This window comes from Porphyromonas crevioricanis (genome assembly GCF_900167225.1).
GTDB lineage: Bacteria > Bacteroidota > Bacteroidia > Bacteroidales > Porphyromonadaceae > Porphyromonas > Porphyromonas crevioricanis.
On record NZ_FUXH01000016.1, the window covers coordinates 1 to 16,169 of the forward strand.

13 protein-coding genes, 1 tRNA gene and 2 pseudogenes are annotated in these 16,169 nt (G+C 43.6%); 15 read left to right on the forward strand and 1 reads right to left on the reverse strand.

Annotated elements, in window-relative coordinates:
• Window positions 1-42: 42 nt before the first annotated feature.
• From B5D48_RS07805 to dcm, 10 genes and pseudogenes are all read left to right on the forward strand, one after another.
• Window positions 43-1,872, forward strand: a complete 1,830-nt coding sequence (locus tag B5D48_RS07805; protein ID WP_078801718.1) for a phage baseplate assembly protein V — start codon at window positions 43-45, stop codon at window positions 1,870-1,872.
• 220 nt (window positions 1,873-2,092) lie between these two features.
• Window positions 2,093-3,001 (forward strand): hypothetical protein, encoded by a 909-nt coding sequence (locus B5D48_RS07810; RefSeq protein WP_159445547.1) that lies wholly within the window; start codon window positions 2,093-2,095, stop codon window positions 2,999-3,001.
• Window positions 2,994-4,103 (forward strand): PAAR-like protein, encoded by a 1,110-nt coding sequence (locus tag B5D48_RS07815; RefSeq protein WP_023938066.1) that lies wholly within the window; start codon window positions 2,994-2,996, stop codon window positions 4,101-4,103. The genes B5D48_RS07810 and B5D48_RS07815 overlap by 8 nt, the downstream gene beginning before the upstream one ends.
• Window positions 4,104-4,179: 76 nt before the next feature.
• On the forward strand, window positions 4,180-4,644 hold the full coding sequence (locus B5D48_RS07820; RefSeq protein ID WP_148292443.1) for a hypothetical protein: 465 nt from the start codon (window positions 4,180-4,182) through the stop codon (window positions 4,642-4,644).
• A 348-nt stretch (window positions 4,645-4,992) separates the two neighbouring features.
• A complete protein-coding gene (locus B5D48_RS09050; protein ID WP_143742830.1) occupies window positions 4,993-5,265 on the forward strand; it encodes a hypothetical protein in 273 nt (90 codons plus the stop codon).
• Window positions 5,266-5,428: 163 nt separating this feature from the next.
• Window positions 5,429-6,127 carry a hypothetical protein gene (locus B5D48_RS07830; protein WP_036889733.1) on the forward strand — a complete coding sequence of 233 codons (699 nt, stop codon included), beginning with the start codon at window positions 5,429-5,431 and terminating at the stop codon, window positions 6,125-6,127.
• 402 nt (window positions 6,128-6,529) lie between these two features.
• Complete coding sequence (locus B5D48_RS07835) at window positions 6,530-7,573, forward strand: DNA cytosine methyltransferase (RefSeq protein ID WP_023938061.1); 1,044 nt, start codon at window positions 6,530-6,532, stop codon at window positions 7,571-7,573.
• Window positions 7,574-7,607: 34 nt separating this feature from the next.
• Window positions 7,608-8,450 (forward strand): annotated as a pseudogene (locus B5D48_RS09305) (hypothetical protein); the annotation flags it as partial.
• Window positions 8,451-8,627: 177 nt separating this feature from the next.
• Entirely contained in the window at window positions 8,628-9,044 is a 417-nt protein-coding gene (locus B5D48_RS09310) for a protein NO VEIN domain-containing protein (protein WP_262502490.1), read from the forward strand.
• Window positions 9,032-10,065 (forward strand): annotated as a pseudogene (dcm, locus tag B5D48_RS07845) (DNA (cytosine-5-)-methyltransferase). The gene B5D48_RS09310 and the pseudogene dcm overlap by 13 nt, the downstream one beginning before the upstream one ends.
• Window positions 10,066-10,226: 161 nt before the next feature.
• Here the strand turns inward: dcm and B5D48_RS07850 are convergent.
• Window positions 10,227-10,311, reverse strand: a tRNA-Ser gene (locus B5D48_RS07850).
• A 761-nt stretch (window positions 10,312-11,072) separates the two neighbouring features.
• On the opposite strand from B5D48_RS07850, the gene B5D48_RS07860 reads away from it, so the two are divergent.
• The 5 genes from B5D48_RS07860 to B5D48_RS07880 all read left to right on the forward strand — a co-directional run bounded on the left by B5D48_RS07860 (window position 11,073) and on the right by B5D48_RS07880 (window position 15,822).
• The gene (locus B5D48_RS07860) at window positions 11,073-12,236 is read left to right on the forward strand and encodes an iron-containing alcohol dehydrogenase (protein WP_023938057.1); all 1,164 of its coding nucleotides are present in this window, start codon (window positions 11,073-11,075) and stop codon (window positions 12,234-12,236) included.
• 69 nt (window positions 12,237-12,305) lie between these two features.
• Window positions 12,306-13,049: a 4-hydroxy-tetrahydrodipicolinate reductase gene (gene dapB / locus B5D48_RS07865; protein ID WP_023938056.1), complete on the forward strand. Its 744-nt coding sequence runs from the start codon at window positions 12,306-12,308 to the stop codon at window positions 13,047-13,049.
• A gap of 18 nt (window positions 13,050-13,067) precedes the next feature.
• Window positions 13,068-14,486, forward strand: a complete 1,419-nt coding sequence (lepB, locus tag B5D48_RS07870; RefSeq protein WP_023938055.1) for a signal peptidase I — start codon at window positions 13,068-13,070, stop codon at window positions 14,484-14,486.
• Between the two features lie 26 nt (window positions 14,487-14,512).
• Window positions 14,513-15,145, forward strand: a complete 633-nt coding sequence (gene lepB / locus B5D48_RS07875; RefSeq protein WP_023938054.1) for a signal peptidase I — start codon at window positions 14,513-14,515, stop codon at window positions 15,143-15,145.
• Window positions 15,146-15,162: 17 nt separating this feature from the next.
• Window positions 15,163-15,822, forward strand: coding sequence for a WbqC family protein (locus B5D48_RS07880; protein ID WP_023938053.1), 660 nt, complete (start codon window positions 15,163-15,165; stop codon window positions 15,820-15,822).
• Window positions 15,823-16,169: the final 347 nt, after the last annotated feature.

Genomic DNA, 16,169 nt, shown 5'->3' on the forward strand with positions numbered 1-16,169 from the left:
TACCTTTCGCAGCAAGAACAGTAATAAAAACCTCTATAGCCAATGAACTTCGGCGATTCTTATACACATCAGAAGAGCACTTTCCCTCCCTTAAATCCAGTCAAACCTAAAGTTCGCTTCGATGGAGAAGAGTTTCTATTCGAATCTCTGACCCTCGAACAGCCCATGAACTCATGCCACCACTTTGAGGTCGTTCGCGAATACCTCTCACAGGACGAGCTCTGGAAAGAGACTCCCGAAAAGCTCATGAGCCTGATCGGAGCTAGAACGCTGATCCGATTCGAACATCTCACATCCAAAGATTCGTACGAATTCTCCGGATGGGTGACCGATGTACGCATCGATGCATGGGAAAATGACGGGATAGGAAGCAGTTTTTTTCGACATCGATCGAATCGTGTCAGGATCATCGGACGTGGTGACGCCATGAGTCTCGATGGAGCACCGGGTATGCACTCTTTCGTCGATCGACAGTTGACGGATATCGTTTCCGAGGTAACAAAGGAGGCTTACTTTAAGGTCGAATGCAATCCCCGCTACAAAGGAGTATTGCCTTATGCAGTGCAGTACCGGGAGAGTGGCTTCGAGTTTCTTAACCGACTCTCCCGTATATATGGAGAGCCTTTTTTCTACGATGGTCGTACTCTCTTCTTCGGTGCGCCACACACGGCAGACTGCGAAAAACTCTTTTTCGACAGTGATATCGTTAGTCTGCGCACTTGTGCCTCTGCCATTCCTCGAAGATATGCCCATTACGACTACGTTGCGGCCGATGACAAATTCCTGCGCTTCCCTTCCGATGAGCCTGTTCCCGGAGGTAATCCGTTGATCGAAAACATTGCCCGCCGGTCGGATCGTCTGTTTCCCGAGAAAGGAACTCTACCCTCGAATTCTCCGGTCTATACCGAATTCAACCTGTCGGATCTGGCTGCACAGCGAGGGGCGGATGCCGTGGGGCGGATGCTGCGAATAGAAGGAACGACCAAGACCTGTCGTCTGCGTCTGGGTGGAGTCATAGATGTGTTGTTCCCTGAACGCATGGATGTTCCTGCCCTCGGAAAATACCGCATCACCTCTTTGTACCACCGGATTGAGAAGAATGGGGACTACACCAATTGGTTCACAGCCTCGCCTGCTCTGATCGACTGTGTACCTGAAGCCTATGCCCCGGAAGTAAAAGCTTATCCGGAGATGGCTACCGTTTCGGACAACAAGGATCCGAATGGACAGGGACGGGTCAGGGTGCAGTTCGACTGGCAAAAACCGAAGGGGTTGTCTACGAACTGGATCCGAGTTCAGACTCCCGATGCAGGTACGAGTGGCACGGTTACAGCAAACAGAGGATTTGTATCGATTCCGGAGGAGGGCGACCAGGTGATGGTCGGCTTCGAATATGGCGATCCCCATCGCCCTTATGTCACGGGCAGTCTCTTTCACGGCAAAAGTGGAAAGGGAGGAGGTACTGACAACAAGGTCAAAAGTTTTTCCTCTCGTAGTGGCAACTACCTTAGGTTGAATGGGGCAAATGGTTCTGTTGTACTTGCCTCTCCTGAGGGAGCTGTCTTTCAGCGATTCGATAAAGATGGAAATGCTATTATCAAGGCCACGAAAACCCACTCCGTCAGTGCCAAGGAAAAAGTGTCTATCGAAATCGTTCCTAAATTGCCAAAGGAAAAGGATACTCCAAACGATAATACGCCTCCACCCCCTCCCTTTGCAACTTTTTCCCTGAATAACGAGGGAGTTATAGACATAGTCGGGAAAAAAACTATAACAATCAATGTAGGAAGCAGCAAGATAACACTCTCTGATGGGATGATCACAATCGAAGGAGCGAAGATCGATGTAAAAGGAGAAATAGAAATGAATTAAGAGATAGGATATGCAGTTAATCCGATACACAATCAAAAAAGGAGACTCTCTAGAAAAAATCGCATCTGAAAGGAACACGACTCCTATTAGATTGAAAAACTTTCATAACACACATTGCGATTTTCAAGATCTTATCCTTGGGAATGAAATTCCCCGAGGCTTGGAGTTTCTTGTTGTAGAAACAGGACAGAAAGAGCTTTCCGATGAAGACGAAAAGGAAATGCAAATCCTCTTTCTTACAAAGTCAAAAGCTTCTCGAACTTACACAAGTAGTCATTTGACAGAAATCGAGATCAACAACGCTCCGCTCGCTACATTCACACAAAATCAGAAATTTGATTTGAGCATAGAAGAATCCGGTGTTATATATCCATTTTGCACACTACAGATCACCGATAACGACTTCGATGACGGGATAGGCTTGAAAGGAAAATTTGGAGGATTGCTTGAATCCGTTGTCCGCTTAAAAGATTATTTGGAGCTCAGCCTTACACCACACGGCACTATCTACAGAGTAGAAAATCGCAAACAACTAAGAGAAAAATGGGAAAGACTTAAAGAGGGTTTGAAGAATAATCCTCTCTTGTCAGAAATACCCAGCAGTCAAATGCAAGAGATAATCAATAAGGGAGATCAGGAATTTTCAAACTCATACCCCTTAGAAGAAGAGCTGAACAAGTCCGTTTTTCATTCCTATTTGTTTTTTCCGTTGTATGGGCGTATGTTTCTTCCTGAGAAGACATATGAAATGCAGCAAGAGCATCACCTCATATCGATGTTGATTTCAGGGGAAAAAATTCCTCTGCGCACCACGCTGACAATAACGGAAGACAAAGAGACGAACGAATATCTGGTAAAAGTGGAGTCTCAGGCAAACAAGATTTTGCTTGATAGAAATACCTTGCAACGAAGATACAAGGAAGAATATCCCTTTCTCAAAGAAGCTTTCGACAGATACGATGTGATGATCAATGCCATGTATGCCATCGGAAAAGAAGATTCCATTCTCAACTTTGCGGATATTCAGATCGAAGAATTGGTCAATAACAACATGAATGCCTTTCAGCGATTGGAAATAGAGCGAATAGTACCGGAAGAGAAATCAGAAGAGGAGAACAAAAATGAGTAAGGAAGCATACGTTCACGAGGGGGTATCGCTGATTTGCACCAATGGATTCAGACCTGCCAAGCTATTAGTAAAAGACCGGGGGGTACGTATTGCCGGAGGGCAATTGATGGCGACAGAAGAGGACAAGCCTACAAACTTTGCCTGTAAATGGGCAGGTGTATTAGCCGCACTAATTGCGGCGATACTGATTGCAGCTCCCTTCATCGTATCAGTCCTGGCAGCTTTCTTAATCGGGATGCTCGCAGCCTTGTCACTCGGCCAATTACTTTGTTGGGTGGCATTACAAGGTGGAAAATGGAATATGGTTCATCCTCGAGTGAAGCTGAAAGGGCAGTGCGCGCTGACTGAAAATTCTAGGCTGACCTGTGCCTTAATGGGTGGAGACATTACGATTTTTTACGATGAGGCCACAGCCAGTAGAGCTTTGCATAATAATTGGCTAAGAAACTCGGTAGAGATACTTGGGGCAGCTTTCATGGGAAGAGCTTTGGGTTCTTCTTTGATTACTAATGGATTTCTAAAGGGTGTCCAAAGGGTAACTTTCGAGGTTATCAAGGGGAGTATTCTATCCGTCCCCATATCTATTGCAACAGATTTTTGCACGGATATTATGGTTGGGGAAGAGGGGGCTTTGAAGCAATCTTTCAGTGTCGGAGACCTTTCTTCCGATCCTATTATGGTAGAAGAAGAGAGCAAAATCTTGCAAAAAGAAAAAAATACAGAGGTAAGGGATAGGTTAGATAAATACCAAGAAAACCAAGCAAAAGAGTATAAAGAAAAAAATCCCATTCACAAATACAGAAGAGGAAAGAAAAGTCCACACTACAATAGACAAAAGACTATATCTCAGAAACGAAACAGCAGAGCTAAGAAATATGCGAAAAGTCGTAGGCAAACATTGTCGCGAAGATATCAAAGTAGGGTGTGTAGACAATCTTTAAAAAGCTATACAAGAATTGCTTGGGGACAAACAGCCTTTTTTGCAATAATGACAGGTGTTGCTGAGTATTTTGACAAGAAAATGCAAATTGACTTGAGGGATGAGAATAATCCGGAAAACTGCACAAAAAAACAAACTAAGATTTATGCTTGCAAGAAATAGTAAACTGGCCATCACTGTGTTTGTACTTCCCTTTTTACTATTAAAAGGTTGTGCTATACTGTACGGTTCCAAAGATATGTATCTGTACACAGACTCTCATTATTGCATTAGTATCTTCTATGCATTAGCAATATTATGTGTGATAGTTTTGTACAGCTACTGCGTTATCGGGATTAAAACATTAAAAGGGCTGAGAATTCTCGTACGACCAGCGGGTGCATTCGGAGATAAACATGGTATAAGTGTTTGGCATTATTTAGTGATAGCATTTATTACTATTACCGGACATACATCTTTCGATTACGCATATCGAAGAGTAAACACCATATGTCATGGAGTTGTCTTCGAGGGAAAGGCTGTTTTAGACGAAGATGGGAGAGGTAGTGGCAATCGCTTTGTGAGGGTTTCCGTGGAAAGTGGAGGCGAACAATACAGGTTTGAAGGGAAATCTGAACAATTCGGACCGTTACTAAACAAAGAAGTTCATATCATCGTCTACCAAGGGTTATTCTCCAAGTATGCGTTGCTAAGTCAGCCGTGATATTTAATCGCAGAAATCTCTTACATGGGAAAAGCCCGGAAAGCAGAGCAAGAGCGGTCTCTAAAATTTACGCAGCTAATCCTTAGGAGTCTCCTTTTTCTATTAGGATTTACCCTATTTTGGCTTGCCATTTTAACCATATCCAATGTGGCGAAAGAAGAATTGTTCTTATCCGAAATTCCAATTGTTTATACATGGTTAATAAGCTTACTTCTTGTCATCACATTATGGCTTGTCTATTTAATTGCTATAACAAAGGATGCTTCTTTGCGAATGTTATGGAATACAATACGTCCTGTAACATCCCATTCCAATGAAAAATTCACAAAATGGATTGTTTTCCTGATTATGCTAATTACCGTTATATATTTCTCTCAACCAAGCTTGTATTCCAATATAAATGCCCTATATCATAAAGTGGTCTTCGAGGGAAAAGCTGTTTTAAGTAAGGAGGGGAGAGGTAGTGACAACCGCTTTGTGAGGGTTTCGGTAGAAAGCAGAGGCGAACAATACAGATTCGAGGGGAAAGCCGAGCAATTCGGACCATTGCTAAACAAAGAAGTTCATATCGCCGTCTACCAAGGGTTATTCTCCAAGTATGCGTCGGTAAGTCTGCTGTGATATTTTATAGTAGAAATCTCTTACATGGGAAAAAGACAGAAAGTAGAGCAGAGAATATCGCCCATGCCGGAATAGGGATATATTACAACAAATAAAAACTATAAATTAGAGAAAGAAAAGATGAGACAAGAGACGGATAGATAAATTGGAAAAAGACTGAGAAATGAAAAAAATATTGTATGCCATTTCCTTTTTTGTATTATTGCTCTCTGCAGTCAGTTGTGCTAATCGAGCGGAAAAGAAACGTTTGTACGAAATTTTCGAGCAATCGAAACGTGCACCCGAATACACCAAAGTTGCAGCATTTGTAAATTCATTGGAGTTTAAACAAATATGTTGTGATGAATTTGCCAATGCAACCTTGGAAGGGCTGTGTCCGAGTTGGCGAGATTCAGTTTCCATTGATTTTCGGACGGCCTATTTTTATCCGACACGTGATACATGTGCGGTGTTCTATACCATGGATTTGAAAATGAAAGATTTGGATGTAGAACCCCAAGCTATCGGTTCTATTATGCTGTGTTTTGGTGAGCTAACACGAAAGGAAGGCGGATGGAGAGTAAAGATTGACACCGTGCAGCCTTTTCCCCTTGAGCAATATTCAGATCTCCTATCGAATCAATCCGATACGGCTTCGATGATTCGTATAAACATCGGAGGAACGGTATATATGCCCGAAGGCATTGCATTTGTATATCACAAAGAAAACCAAAAGAAGAAATATCTTGATTACGATGAAAAAAACATCGTTCCCGAAATGTTCTGTATGGAAAATGCATACCTCCTACCCGGAAGAATGGAGGATTTTCTTTGGCAGCAATTTTGGTTTGACAAGGACAGTCCGCAAAAAGAAAATTATTAGACACATCATGAAAATACGACTTATCTTTTTTTTCTTGGTTTAACCTTGTTTCTATGCTTCGGTTGCACGAGTAGTAGGGATGAGGAGAGATTATGCGAAATATTCGAGCAATCCAAGAAAATGCCTGAGTACGATGAAATAGCAACATTTGTCAATTCTCCAAAATTTAAACTGATATGCTGCGACGAATTAGTTGCATAGGATGCTCTGTATCCTGCTTGGCACGATTCAGTTTACATAAAAAGAGGCTCGCAGAGCATCACCGCCCCTGAGCCTCTCGCGATATTTTGCCCCTTAGGGGCTCACACCTTGGTTTTCAGTGTTAAATAGGGAAATCCCCTCGACCCTCTGCTAGCTTCTTCGTACCTTCGTAGTTAATACAAATTCGATTAGTACATAAATATGTCTCAATATACGTTTATTGACCTCTTTTCGGGATGTGGTGGTATGTCCCTCGGTTTTGAGCAAGCTGGCTTCAAATGTTTGCTTGCTATCGACTGCTGGGAAGATGCTTTGATTACCTATAGGCACAATCGTAAAGACGCCAATGTGTTGTGTGCAGACATCGACAAAATAGATACCGCTAGCTTAGTAGAGGATTTTAAGGGGGTAAGTATTGATCTAGTCATTGGAGGTCCACCGTGTCAAGGTTTTTCTATAGCAGGTAAGCGAATTGTAAACGATGAACGCAATGCTTTGTATAAAAGCTTTGTTCGATTTGTTGCAACTTTCCGCCCAAGAGCATTTGTGATGGAAAATGTCCCAAACATTCTGTCTATGGCAGGAGGAGTAATTAAAGATGCTATTGTTGAAGAATTTACAGGGTTAGGGTATAAGGTTGAATACAAGGTTCTAATGGCTTCGGATTATGGTGTTCCTCAAAATCGTCGACGAGCGTTTTTTGTAGGATTGTTGAATGGTCAATCTTTTGAATTTCCCACAAAAAGTATTGATACCCCGATCAGTGCTTTAGACGCTATTTCCGATTTATGCGAAGATACAATCGAAGATGGTAGCCCCTATCCTGTTTTGGCTCAATCTGATTTTCAGAGGAAAATGCGAGAAGAGAGTACAGGCGTTTACAATCATCAAATTACACATCACACCCCTAAGACAATTGAGACAATCGCATTAGTCCCAGATGGTGGAAATTATAAAGACTTGCCCTTAGAACTACAAGGTACAAGAAAAGTCAATATTGCATGGACAAGGCTGAATAGTCAGCGACCTAGCTTTACAATAGATACAGGACATAGACACCACTTTCATTACAAGTATAATCGTGTGCCAACTGTTCGAGAAAGTGCACGATTACAATCTTTTCCAGATGCCTTTGTCTTTAAGGGAAGTAAGGGGAGCCAATTAGAGCAAGTAGGGAATGCTGTCCCTCCCTTACTGGCTCTAGTAATTGCAAAAAAAATAAAGCAACAAATATCTCATGTCTAAAACAACTAAATACTACTAGCTAGAGAACGAACGGTGGCAACGCATACATTTCATTCGTCCAAGATTTAAGGCTAACATTGAGAACGTTTTGCTTTATATGGCTAATGAGTGCTGTAAAATTCCGACATGTTCATGTGCAGAATATAGTAAAAGATATCTTGATGCTATCCGCTTATTTCCAGAGAACATAGGATTAGCTGAGAAAACCTTACAGAATTGGAGGACAGAAACACCAGCATTATTTGGCTTTTATACCGAAGACAAACTATCTGATGTCACAACGACATCTCGGATGGCAACGTTTCTGAATGAGAATCAGGACTTGACACAGTTTTTACGTTTGTTTCTTCGTACCTTTCAGTTCCCTGGAAGACATTTAAAGCCTAATGAGAACATTCCCTTAATAAAAAAAGGCATTCGATTTAAACCTGCACAATGGATAGTTCGTGTTCTTCTAGCAGGAAATGAACTTCTGGCTGGCAGAGGTAAAGAGATGAGTATTTCTGGACTTGAGGCTACTTATTGTATTTTCAATGATGTTTTTGTAACCTCTGGAGTCTTAACACCAAGAGAAGTTGCCCAAACCATACTATACAACAGAGAGAACAAAATTAAGTACTACAACAAGAAAGATCCCAGAATTCAGTCTCGTACAGGCAAACCTATGAGCCTTGGAGATGTTAAGCGGTACGCACAAGATATCCTTGATTATATGGAGTTGGCCTCTATTCTTGAGGAACATAATGGATTTTTTTATCTAAAGCCCAATGAAGTAAAAGTTATAGCCTCCTTTAAGGAAGATAACTTGTTCTTTGACGGCTATGAATCGTTTTATAGTGAACAAGGGTATACAACTACTGATATCGCGAGAGTAGAAGTTGATTGGTTTGATTACGTAAATAGCAACTTAGATGAGAATCTATTTCAAACAGACATATCTTCACTTCTTGATGGTAAAAATGAAATAGATGTTGTTGTTATCGATAGGATACAGTCCTTACTCGATAATGGAGATAAGACTACTAAAGATATAGGGAATCTTGGAGAGGCTCTGATTTGTGGACACGAAAAAATGCGTTTAAAGATTGCTGGCTACGACCACCTAGCAAAACTCGTTCAAGTAGTCGATAGTCCATCCTATCATCCTGGATTTGATATAGATAGTTTTGAGGGAGATGGTAGCAACCTTCATCGCTACATAGAAGTGAAAACAACCATAAGTAAGCAGAAACTTCATTTATATGCTTTTCACATGTCACTCAATGAGTGGAGTGTAGCAGAAACTCACCGAGAACATTATTGCGTATATCGCTTAATGTTGAGTCAAAATTCTCAAGTTCTCTACATACTAAGGAATCCTGTAAGTTTGTATAAAACAGACCAGATATCAGCAATGCCTCGAAACGGTATGGAAATCAGTTTTAGCCCTAGTATTGTTGAACCAACACCATTATTGACATGGCACGATTAAAAGTAGCTTCCTTGTTCTGTGGTCTAGGAGGATTAGATCTTGGTTTATTGGGAGGTTTTTCATATCTAGGAAAGTATTACGACAGACTACCCTTTGATATTGATTATGCAATTGATTCAGACCCTTATTCTAGTCAGATATATAATGAGAATTTTTCTCACAAATGTCTTATTGGAGATGTTAGAGACATAGCCATTGAGAGCTTACCCCAATTTGACTTACTTACAGGAGGCTTTCCATGTCAATCATTTTCTATATCAGCCCAAAACCCACCTCGTCTTGGTTATAAAGATGAAAGAGGTGTGCTTTTTTTGAGATGGTACGCATATTGAAAGAGAAACATCCAAGATTCTTCATCGCGGAGAATGTAAAGGGTTTGATTTCAGCAAATAAGGGAAAAGCATTTCCTATGATTGTTGATGAATTTGCAAAAGCAGGTTACCAAATAAAGTGGGAAGTTCTTAATGCATACAACTACGGTGTTCCTCAAAAGCGAGAAAGGGTTTTTATCGTTGGATTTAGAGAAAAATCTGATTATTTGAAGTTTTCATTTCCTCTCTCAATCGATGATCGAGAAAAAAGGGTTCTTGCAGATGTTGTGCGTGACGAGGATAATCTAAATGAAACCTTCTACTTCTCGCAGAGAGCTGTTGACGGAATGATGGCTGTGCGAACTAAGATGAATAAAGGTCGAGCCCAACAACTTGACGCTCCTTGTAATACGATAAGTGCTCATCTAGCTAAAGTCAGTTTGAATTCCACAGATCCTGTTTTAATGGTAGGTAATAGATACCGTCGTTTTTCTCCTCGAGAAGCTGCTTTAATTCAATCCTTTCCCGAAACATTTAGTCTTTCTAACGTGTCTCAGGGAAGACAGTATAAGGCTATCGGTAATGCTGTTCCTCCTGTGATGATGTGGCATATTGCAAAGGCTTTAGCTGATGTTGTTATGAAAGAGGAAGCCGAGCTTACAAGTATTTCTTGTAAGCTCTCAAAGGAGGGAGCAAGATTGAACTTATAAAGATTTCTTATTAGTTTGGAGAAAAGAGCCATATAAATATACTCCAATAAACAACTACACCCAAGATTTGCAGTCTTGGGTGTGTTTTTTTATTGCTCTTTAGTTTTTGGGTGTAGAAAAGGGTGTAAATCGCGTAACTCGCTGATTTACACCCTCGTTTGCGGAGAGAGAGGGATTCGAACCCCCGGAGGCTCTCACCTCAACGGTTTTCAAGACCGCCGCAATCGACCACTCTGCCATCTCTCCGGAACCTCCGAAAGAACAGAACACCGTCTGCATCCCCTTGGCTCTTTTGCGGTGCAAAGATAACTAAATATTTTATCGATACAACCAGTCTATCGGTTGTGTGCTGAAAAACAACTCTTAAGAAAGGGTGTGCTGAGAATTCCTCTCGGCACGCCCTCTTTGTTTTTGAATACAATCGGTGGTACAAATATAGGAATGAACCGAGACGCCTCTTATAACCCAACCCAAAAGTTCAAGGGTAGACAATGTACTGCACAAATATGGGAATGAATCGAGGTGCCCCCTTTGGCATATCCAGTAAGTGACACGGCCTCCTTCGACTATGTGCAGATACGTATCATTTGATGAATCCTCAGTGTTTAGCTTTCGCAGACGGCTTTATCTCCGACCATGTGTAAATATGCGGGCGAGCTGACCTGATAGCTGCACAAATCTCTTCTGTCCTTATCTTCTACCATGCGTACCATGCGTAAATATGTATCGTTTGATGAATTCTTAATGTCCAACTTTATGTACTGCTTTACCTTCTGTCTCCCACCCATGGCTTCTCGAAGTTTAGTGTATTACAGCCTTATGTTCTTGTCTCCTCTTTGATTTTCGACTTTGCAGGTGCTATGGACACGTTGGAGCGTTGTGTTGCTGCGCCCCTGCTCTGGTACTGTTCCGTTTTATCTGTGTATTCATGCCCTTTGTTTGTCTCTGTTTACTAAGCATGAATGTTGTACCTTAGTGCCTGAATATAAAAGCAATCTGTACCGTATATGCGCAATTTTGAATACTACTGCCCCACCAGACTTGTTTTCGGCGAGGGCCGTATTGCCAAGCTACCTGATTTGATACCCTCCGGTTGTCGTAGCCTTATGATCGTCTTTGGCGGAGGAAGTGTCAGAAAGAATGGTGTGTACGAACAAGTGAAAGCTGCCATTGGCAATATCCCTCATACGGAATTTTGGGGCATAGAGCCTAATCCTTGTGTAGAGACGATACGTAGAGCTGTGGAGCAGGGAAAGCGAGCGTCTGTGGATTTCGTGCTGGCAGTAGGTGGAGGTTCGGTGATCGATGCCACCAAGTTGATTGTGGCTGCTCTTTGTACGGATATGGATGCCTGGGAGATTGTTTTGTCTAAGAAAGCCGAGCAGACAAAGCCTTTTGGCACGGTGCTTACTGTTCCGGCTACCGGCTCCGAGATGAATAGTGGTGCGGTGATTTCTCGTGCCGACACGAAAGAGAAATTTGCGTTCAGTAGCGCACATCCTGTTTTTTCCATTTTAGATCCCAAAGTGACCTATTCTTTGAGTAGTCACCAGGTCGCTTGTGGCTTGGCTGATGCTTTTGTCCATGTCATAGAGCAGTATCTCACGCTCTGTGGTGAGAGTCGGGTGATGGATCGCTTTGCAGAAGGAGTGTTGAGTACGGTGATCGAGATCGCTCCTTCTCTTGTGAAGCGGCATGATGACTATGACCTGATGTGTGACTATATGGTTTCCGCTACGGCAGCCCTCAATGGGATGATAGCCTGGGGGGTAACCCAAGATTGGGCTACACATATGATCGGGCATGAGATTACAGCCCTGAGTGGCCTTACTCATGGAGCATCTTTGGTGATCGTCCTGCCGGCCATGATGCGTGTTCTTCGAGAACAGAAAAGGCAAAAACTCCTGCAATATGCCGAGCGTGTGTGGAACCTTCATGTGGGTACGGAAGATGAACGGATAGACCGGGCTATAGAGCTTACCGAAGACTTTTTCTGTTCCTTGGGATTGCCTACCCGACTGGAGGATGCCGGTATCGGTCGTGAGATAGAGGATGAGGTGGTAAGACGCTTCCGAGATCGCTCTGTCTCTTTCGGAGAGGGACGGAACGTGGATGCCGATTGTTGCAGGGTGATATTCGATTGTTGCCGATCGTCTCGTGCAAAAAAATAAGAGAAAAACCCGGGAGGAGGGGGGAGTCCCCTTTTGCAGCATCAAGACAGAGAAAAAACAAATAGAGCAATGAAGATAGTACTGATAGGCTACGGACGTATGGGGCACGCCATAGAGGCAGAGGCTTTGCGTAGAGGCCATACCATATTGCTAACCATAGATAAGGATGAGGAAGTGAAGTTCCTCTCCCCACTGTTATCTCAAGCCGATGTCGTTGTCGAATTTACCGGCCCGGCAACGGCAGAGGCCAATTGCAAACGTATTTTGGATAAAGGTCTACCACTGGTCTCTGGTAGCACGGGGTTTATGACCAGAGATTTGTTGGAAGAATTTAGATGCTTGTGTGAGGAAAGAGAATGCACATTCTTCTATGCTTCTAATTTCAGCCCAGGAGTGAATATGCTTTTTGCTCTTAACCGCCAGTTGGCCTCTATGATGAGTGCCTACCCGGATTATCAGCCAGCGATACACGAGGTACACCATACTCATAAGCTGGATAAACCAAGTGGTACAGCGGTGAGTTTGGCTAATGACTTGATAGATAACAATCGTTTGTATTCGGATTGGTCTTTAGTCGAGGATGGTCAATCTCCTCTCCTGAGCAATACGATTGGCATATCGGCTGATCGAGAGGGAGAGGTTTGTGGTATTCATGAGGTTTGTTACACCTCACAGATCGATAAGATCTCTATCAGACATGAGGCTTTCTCCAGAGACGGTTTTGCACAGGGAGCTGTGATGGCAGCCGAATATGCGACTACCCATCGGGGGTTCCTCTCTATGGCAGAGCTTCTTGGAATAAAACAAGGATAATAATTAGCGTACATTACGATGACTAAACTCTTCGGAAAAATGCCGCTCAGAAGAGCGATTTGGGGTATTATAGCTCTTGCAGGTTTACTGCTACTCGTTGTTTGGGATAGCCTTTGGTGGCTGCTTTGTTTGCCTTTGTTGATCGACTTCTACTTTACTCGTTTTGTCGATTGGGATTGGTACAAGGGGATCAAGAATAAGACCCTTCGCAGCGTGGTAGTTTGGACGGGGGATATTCTCTTTTGTTTGGTGGGCTTGTATATCATCACTGTTTACCTTTTCCAGAATTTCGTGATCCCTTCCTCTTCTTTGGAAAAGACGATGCTTGTGGGGGACTATGTATTGGTGAGCAAACTTAGCTATGGCCCACGAACACCCAACACGCCTTTGGCATTCCCTCTTACCCACAACACGATGCCACAGTGGCTCGGTGGGGGGAAGTCCTATTCGGATAAGCCTTTCTATCCCTATCGTCGGATCAAAGGTTTGGGGCAGGTGGAGCGTCACGATCTTGTCGTTTTCAATTTCCCTGCTGGAGATACGGTTTGCGTGCATAAGCCTAACCCCGACTATTACACCTGGTGCAAACTGCAAGGCCGGGCCTCCATATGGGCAAATCCCAGTATATATGGCGAGGTGCATTATCGCCCTGTGGATCGCAGAGACCACTATGTCAAACGCTGTGTGGGTATGCCGGGCGATAATCTGGAGGTGCGGGACAATCAGGTTTACATAAACGGCAAACCAGACCAAAATCCCGAGAAGATGCAGCTCAACTATTGGGTGCAGACTCGATCTCCCCTCAATCGGGATTACCTGAAAGATGAATTGGATATCAGCGATGATGATTTTTATTTCCTGCCCAATAATGCCGAAGGCCAAATGCAGGCTTCTCTGCTTGGTTTGGACTCCATAGGAGAGCAAGGATACGGCACTGTGTACCACTTCCCGCTTACAGAAGAGATGAAGCGAAAACTGAATGCCCTGCCCGAGGTTGTATCTATCCGAGTGGAATCTGACGGAGGTGCCGGTCTGCTCTATCCGCTCGATTGGGAGACCGGTTGGAGTCGGGACAATTATGGGCCGATCTATATCCCTAAACGTGGAGATAAGATTGAGCTAACCCCCGAGAATTTGGCTTTGTACTCTCGTTGCATCAAAAACTATGAGGGGCATAAGCTGATTGTCAATGGCAAGGGTGAGATCCTCATAGACGGTAAACCAGCCAAGGAGTACACTTTCGAGATGGATTACTACTTCATGATGGGGGACAACAGACACAACTCAGCCGACAGCCGTTCGTGGGGTTTTGTACCGGAGGATCACATTGTGGGGAAACCGAAGCTGGTATGGCTTTCACTTGACAAAGACAAGAAGAGCCTTTTTGGCGGTAAGATTCGTTGGAGTAGAATGATGCGTTCGGTTTCGAGCAAGTAGAGATAAGCGAAGAACTCTAGATTGATATGGATGCGCAGGCGAAAAGGAACTTGCTACTTCGTTGGATCCTCCCGGCGAGTATTGCGCTGCTCGTATTGTTGCTCATTCGTCTGTTTATCATTTTCCCTATCCGAATAGGAGGAGATACCATGCCTGCACCCTATATTCTGGGGCGTATTGCTTGGGTATCTCGCGTTCATACACCTTTGCCGGGGCGAGTGGTCCTTTTTCATGCACACGGCTATACCGCAGATAGTTCACACCCATTGCAGGTGGTAGGCCGTGTAGTCGCAGCTCCCGGCGACAAGCTCTATGTAGATCCGGCTGGCCTCTATATCAATGGAAGAGAGTTGCCAAACCATATCTCTCAACAAATGCGCTACCATTTGCAACTACCTCACAAGGGAGAAGAGATACTTCTCAATGAAGTCAATTTGGTAGCATATCGGGAGGCTATTCATCAAGAATTGGGGACAAGGGCTTCTTTCTCCTCAGGAGCTTTGTTTGTGGATGGTCACAGGGTATCTTCTTATGTCTTTCTGAGGTCCTACTATTGGATATTGGCAGATAAGGTTTCCAGTGGTCCCGACTCTCGGCACATCGGGATCGTGTCGGACAAAGACGTACAAGGGGTTTTTATTTGGCCTTCAGAGCATTGACCAATCTTTTTTAGAAGATGCTTCTTTCTACAGCTTACGCCCCCCCTGTGCAGTATTTCTGCAAATTGTTTGCTTCTCCGCTTGTGAAGCTGGAAGCGCATGAGCACTATATTAAGCAGACCTATCGGTCGCGTTGTCATATTGCTACAGCCCAAGGGATGCAGCCTTTGAGTATTCCGGTTGCTTCGGGAGCTTCCTCCGCCTGTCCTATACGAGAGGTGCGGATTTCTGATCATGGGCATTGGCAACACAATCATTGGCAGGCCATTCGTACAGCTTATGGGGCTTCGGCCTTTTTCGATTACCTCGCCCCAGAGATAGCTCCTTTCTACGAAAGGTCGTGGACCTTCCTTTTTGACTATAACTTTGAGATGCTGCAAACCTTGCTCAGGCTGTCTGATATTGATGTCTGTTTGGAACTCACTACCGATTTTTGTACTACATTGGACGCCGCCGATCCCATAACTCAGCCCTCTGCCTCTCAATCGTTTGATTATCGGTTTGCCATAAGACCCAAGAATCCCCCGATGGATCCCTATTTTATACCAGCTTGCTACTATCAGACGAATGCTGCCCGAACAGGTTTTATCCCCAATTTGTCCATTTTGGATTTGCTTTTTGAATGTGGCCCCGAGACGCCTCTTGTACTGAAACGTTCGATACATCGTGCTGACTGATTTTGCTCATTCTCTTATTGCCTATGTCGCTGTTGTTGAGGAGAGAGAGTGGGAGGGAGGCCTGTTGTATGATCTCTGATGCGGACGATTTGTTTTATTCGATGATTTTTCTACCTTTGCTCACAGACGAGGGAGTAGAAAAAAGGCCGCATGTCTCGATATTGCGAAACTCATCATTCAATATAATTCCGAGACTTAGTTCATCAGTTGATGGCGGGCCGCACTGCCTTCGGGTGGAGACTGTTTACAGTCCGGCGGATTACAAAGATTGTTTGAACACTCAAACCCTGTCTTCCGGAGTTTAGATTATCCAGACTGCGGCTACTTTATAGGCCGGTGGTGCTTTC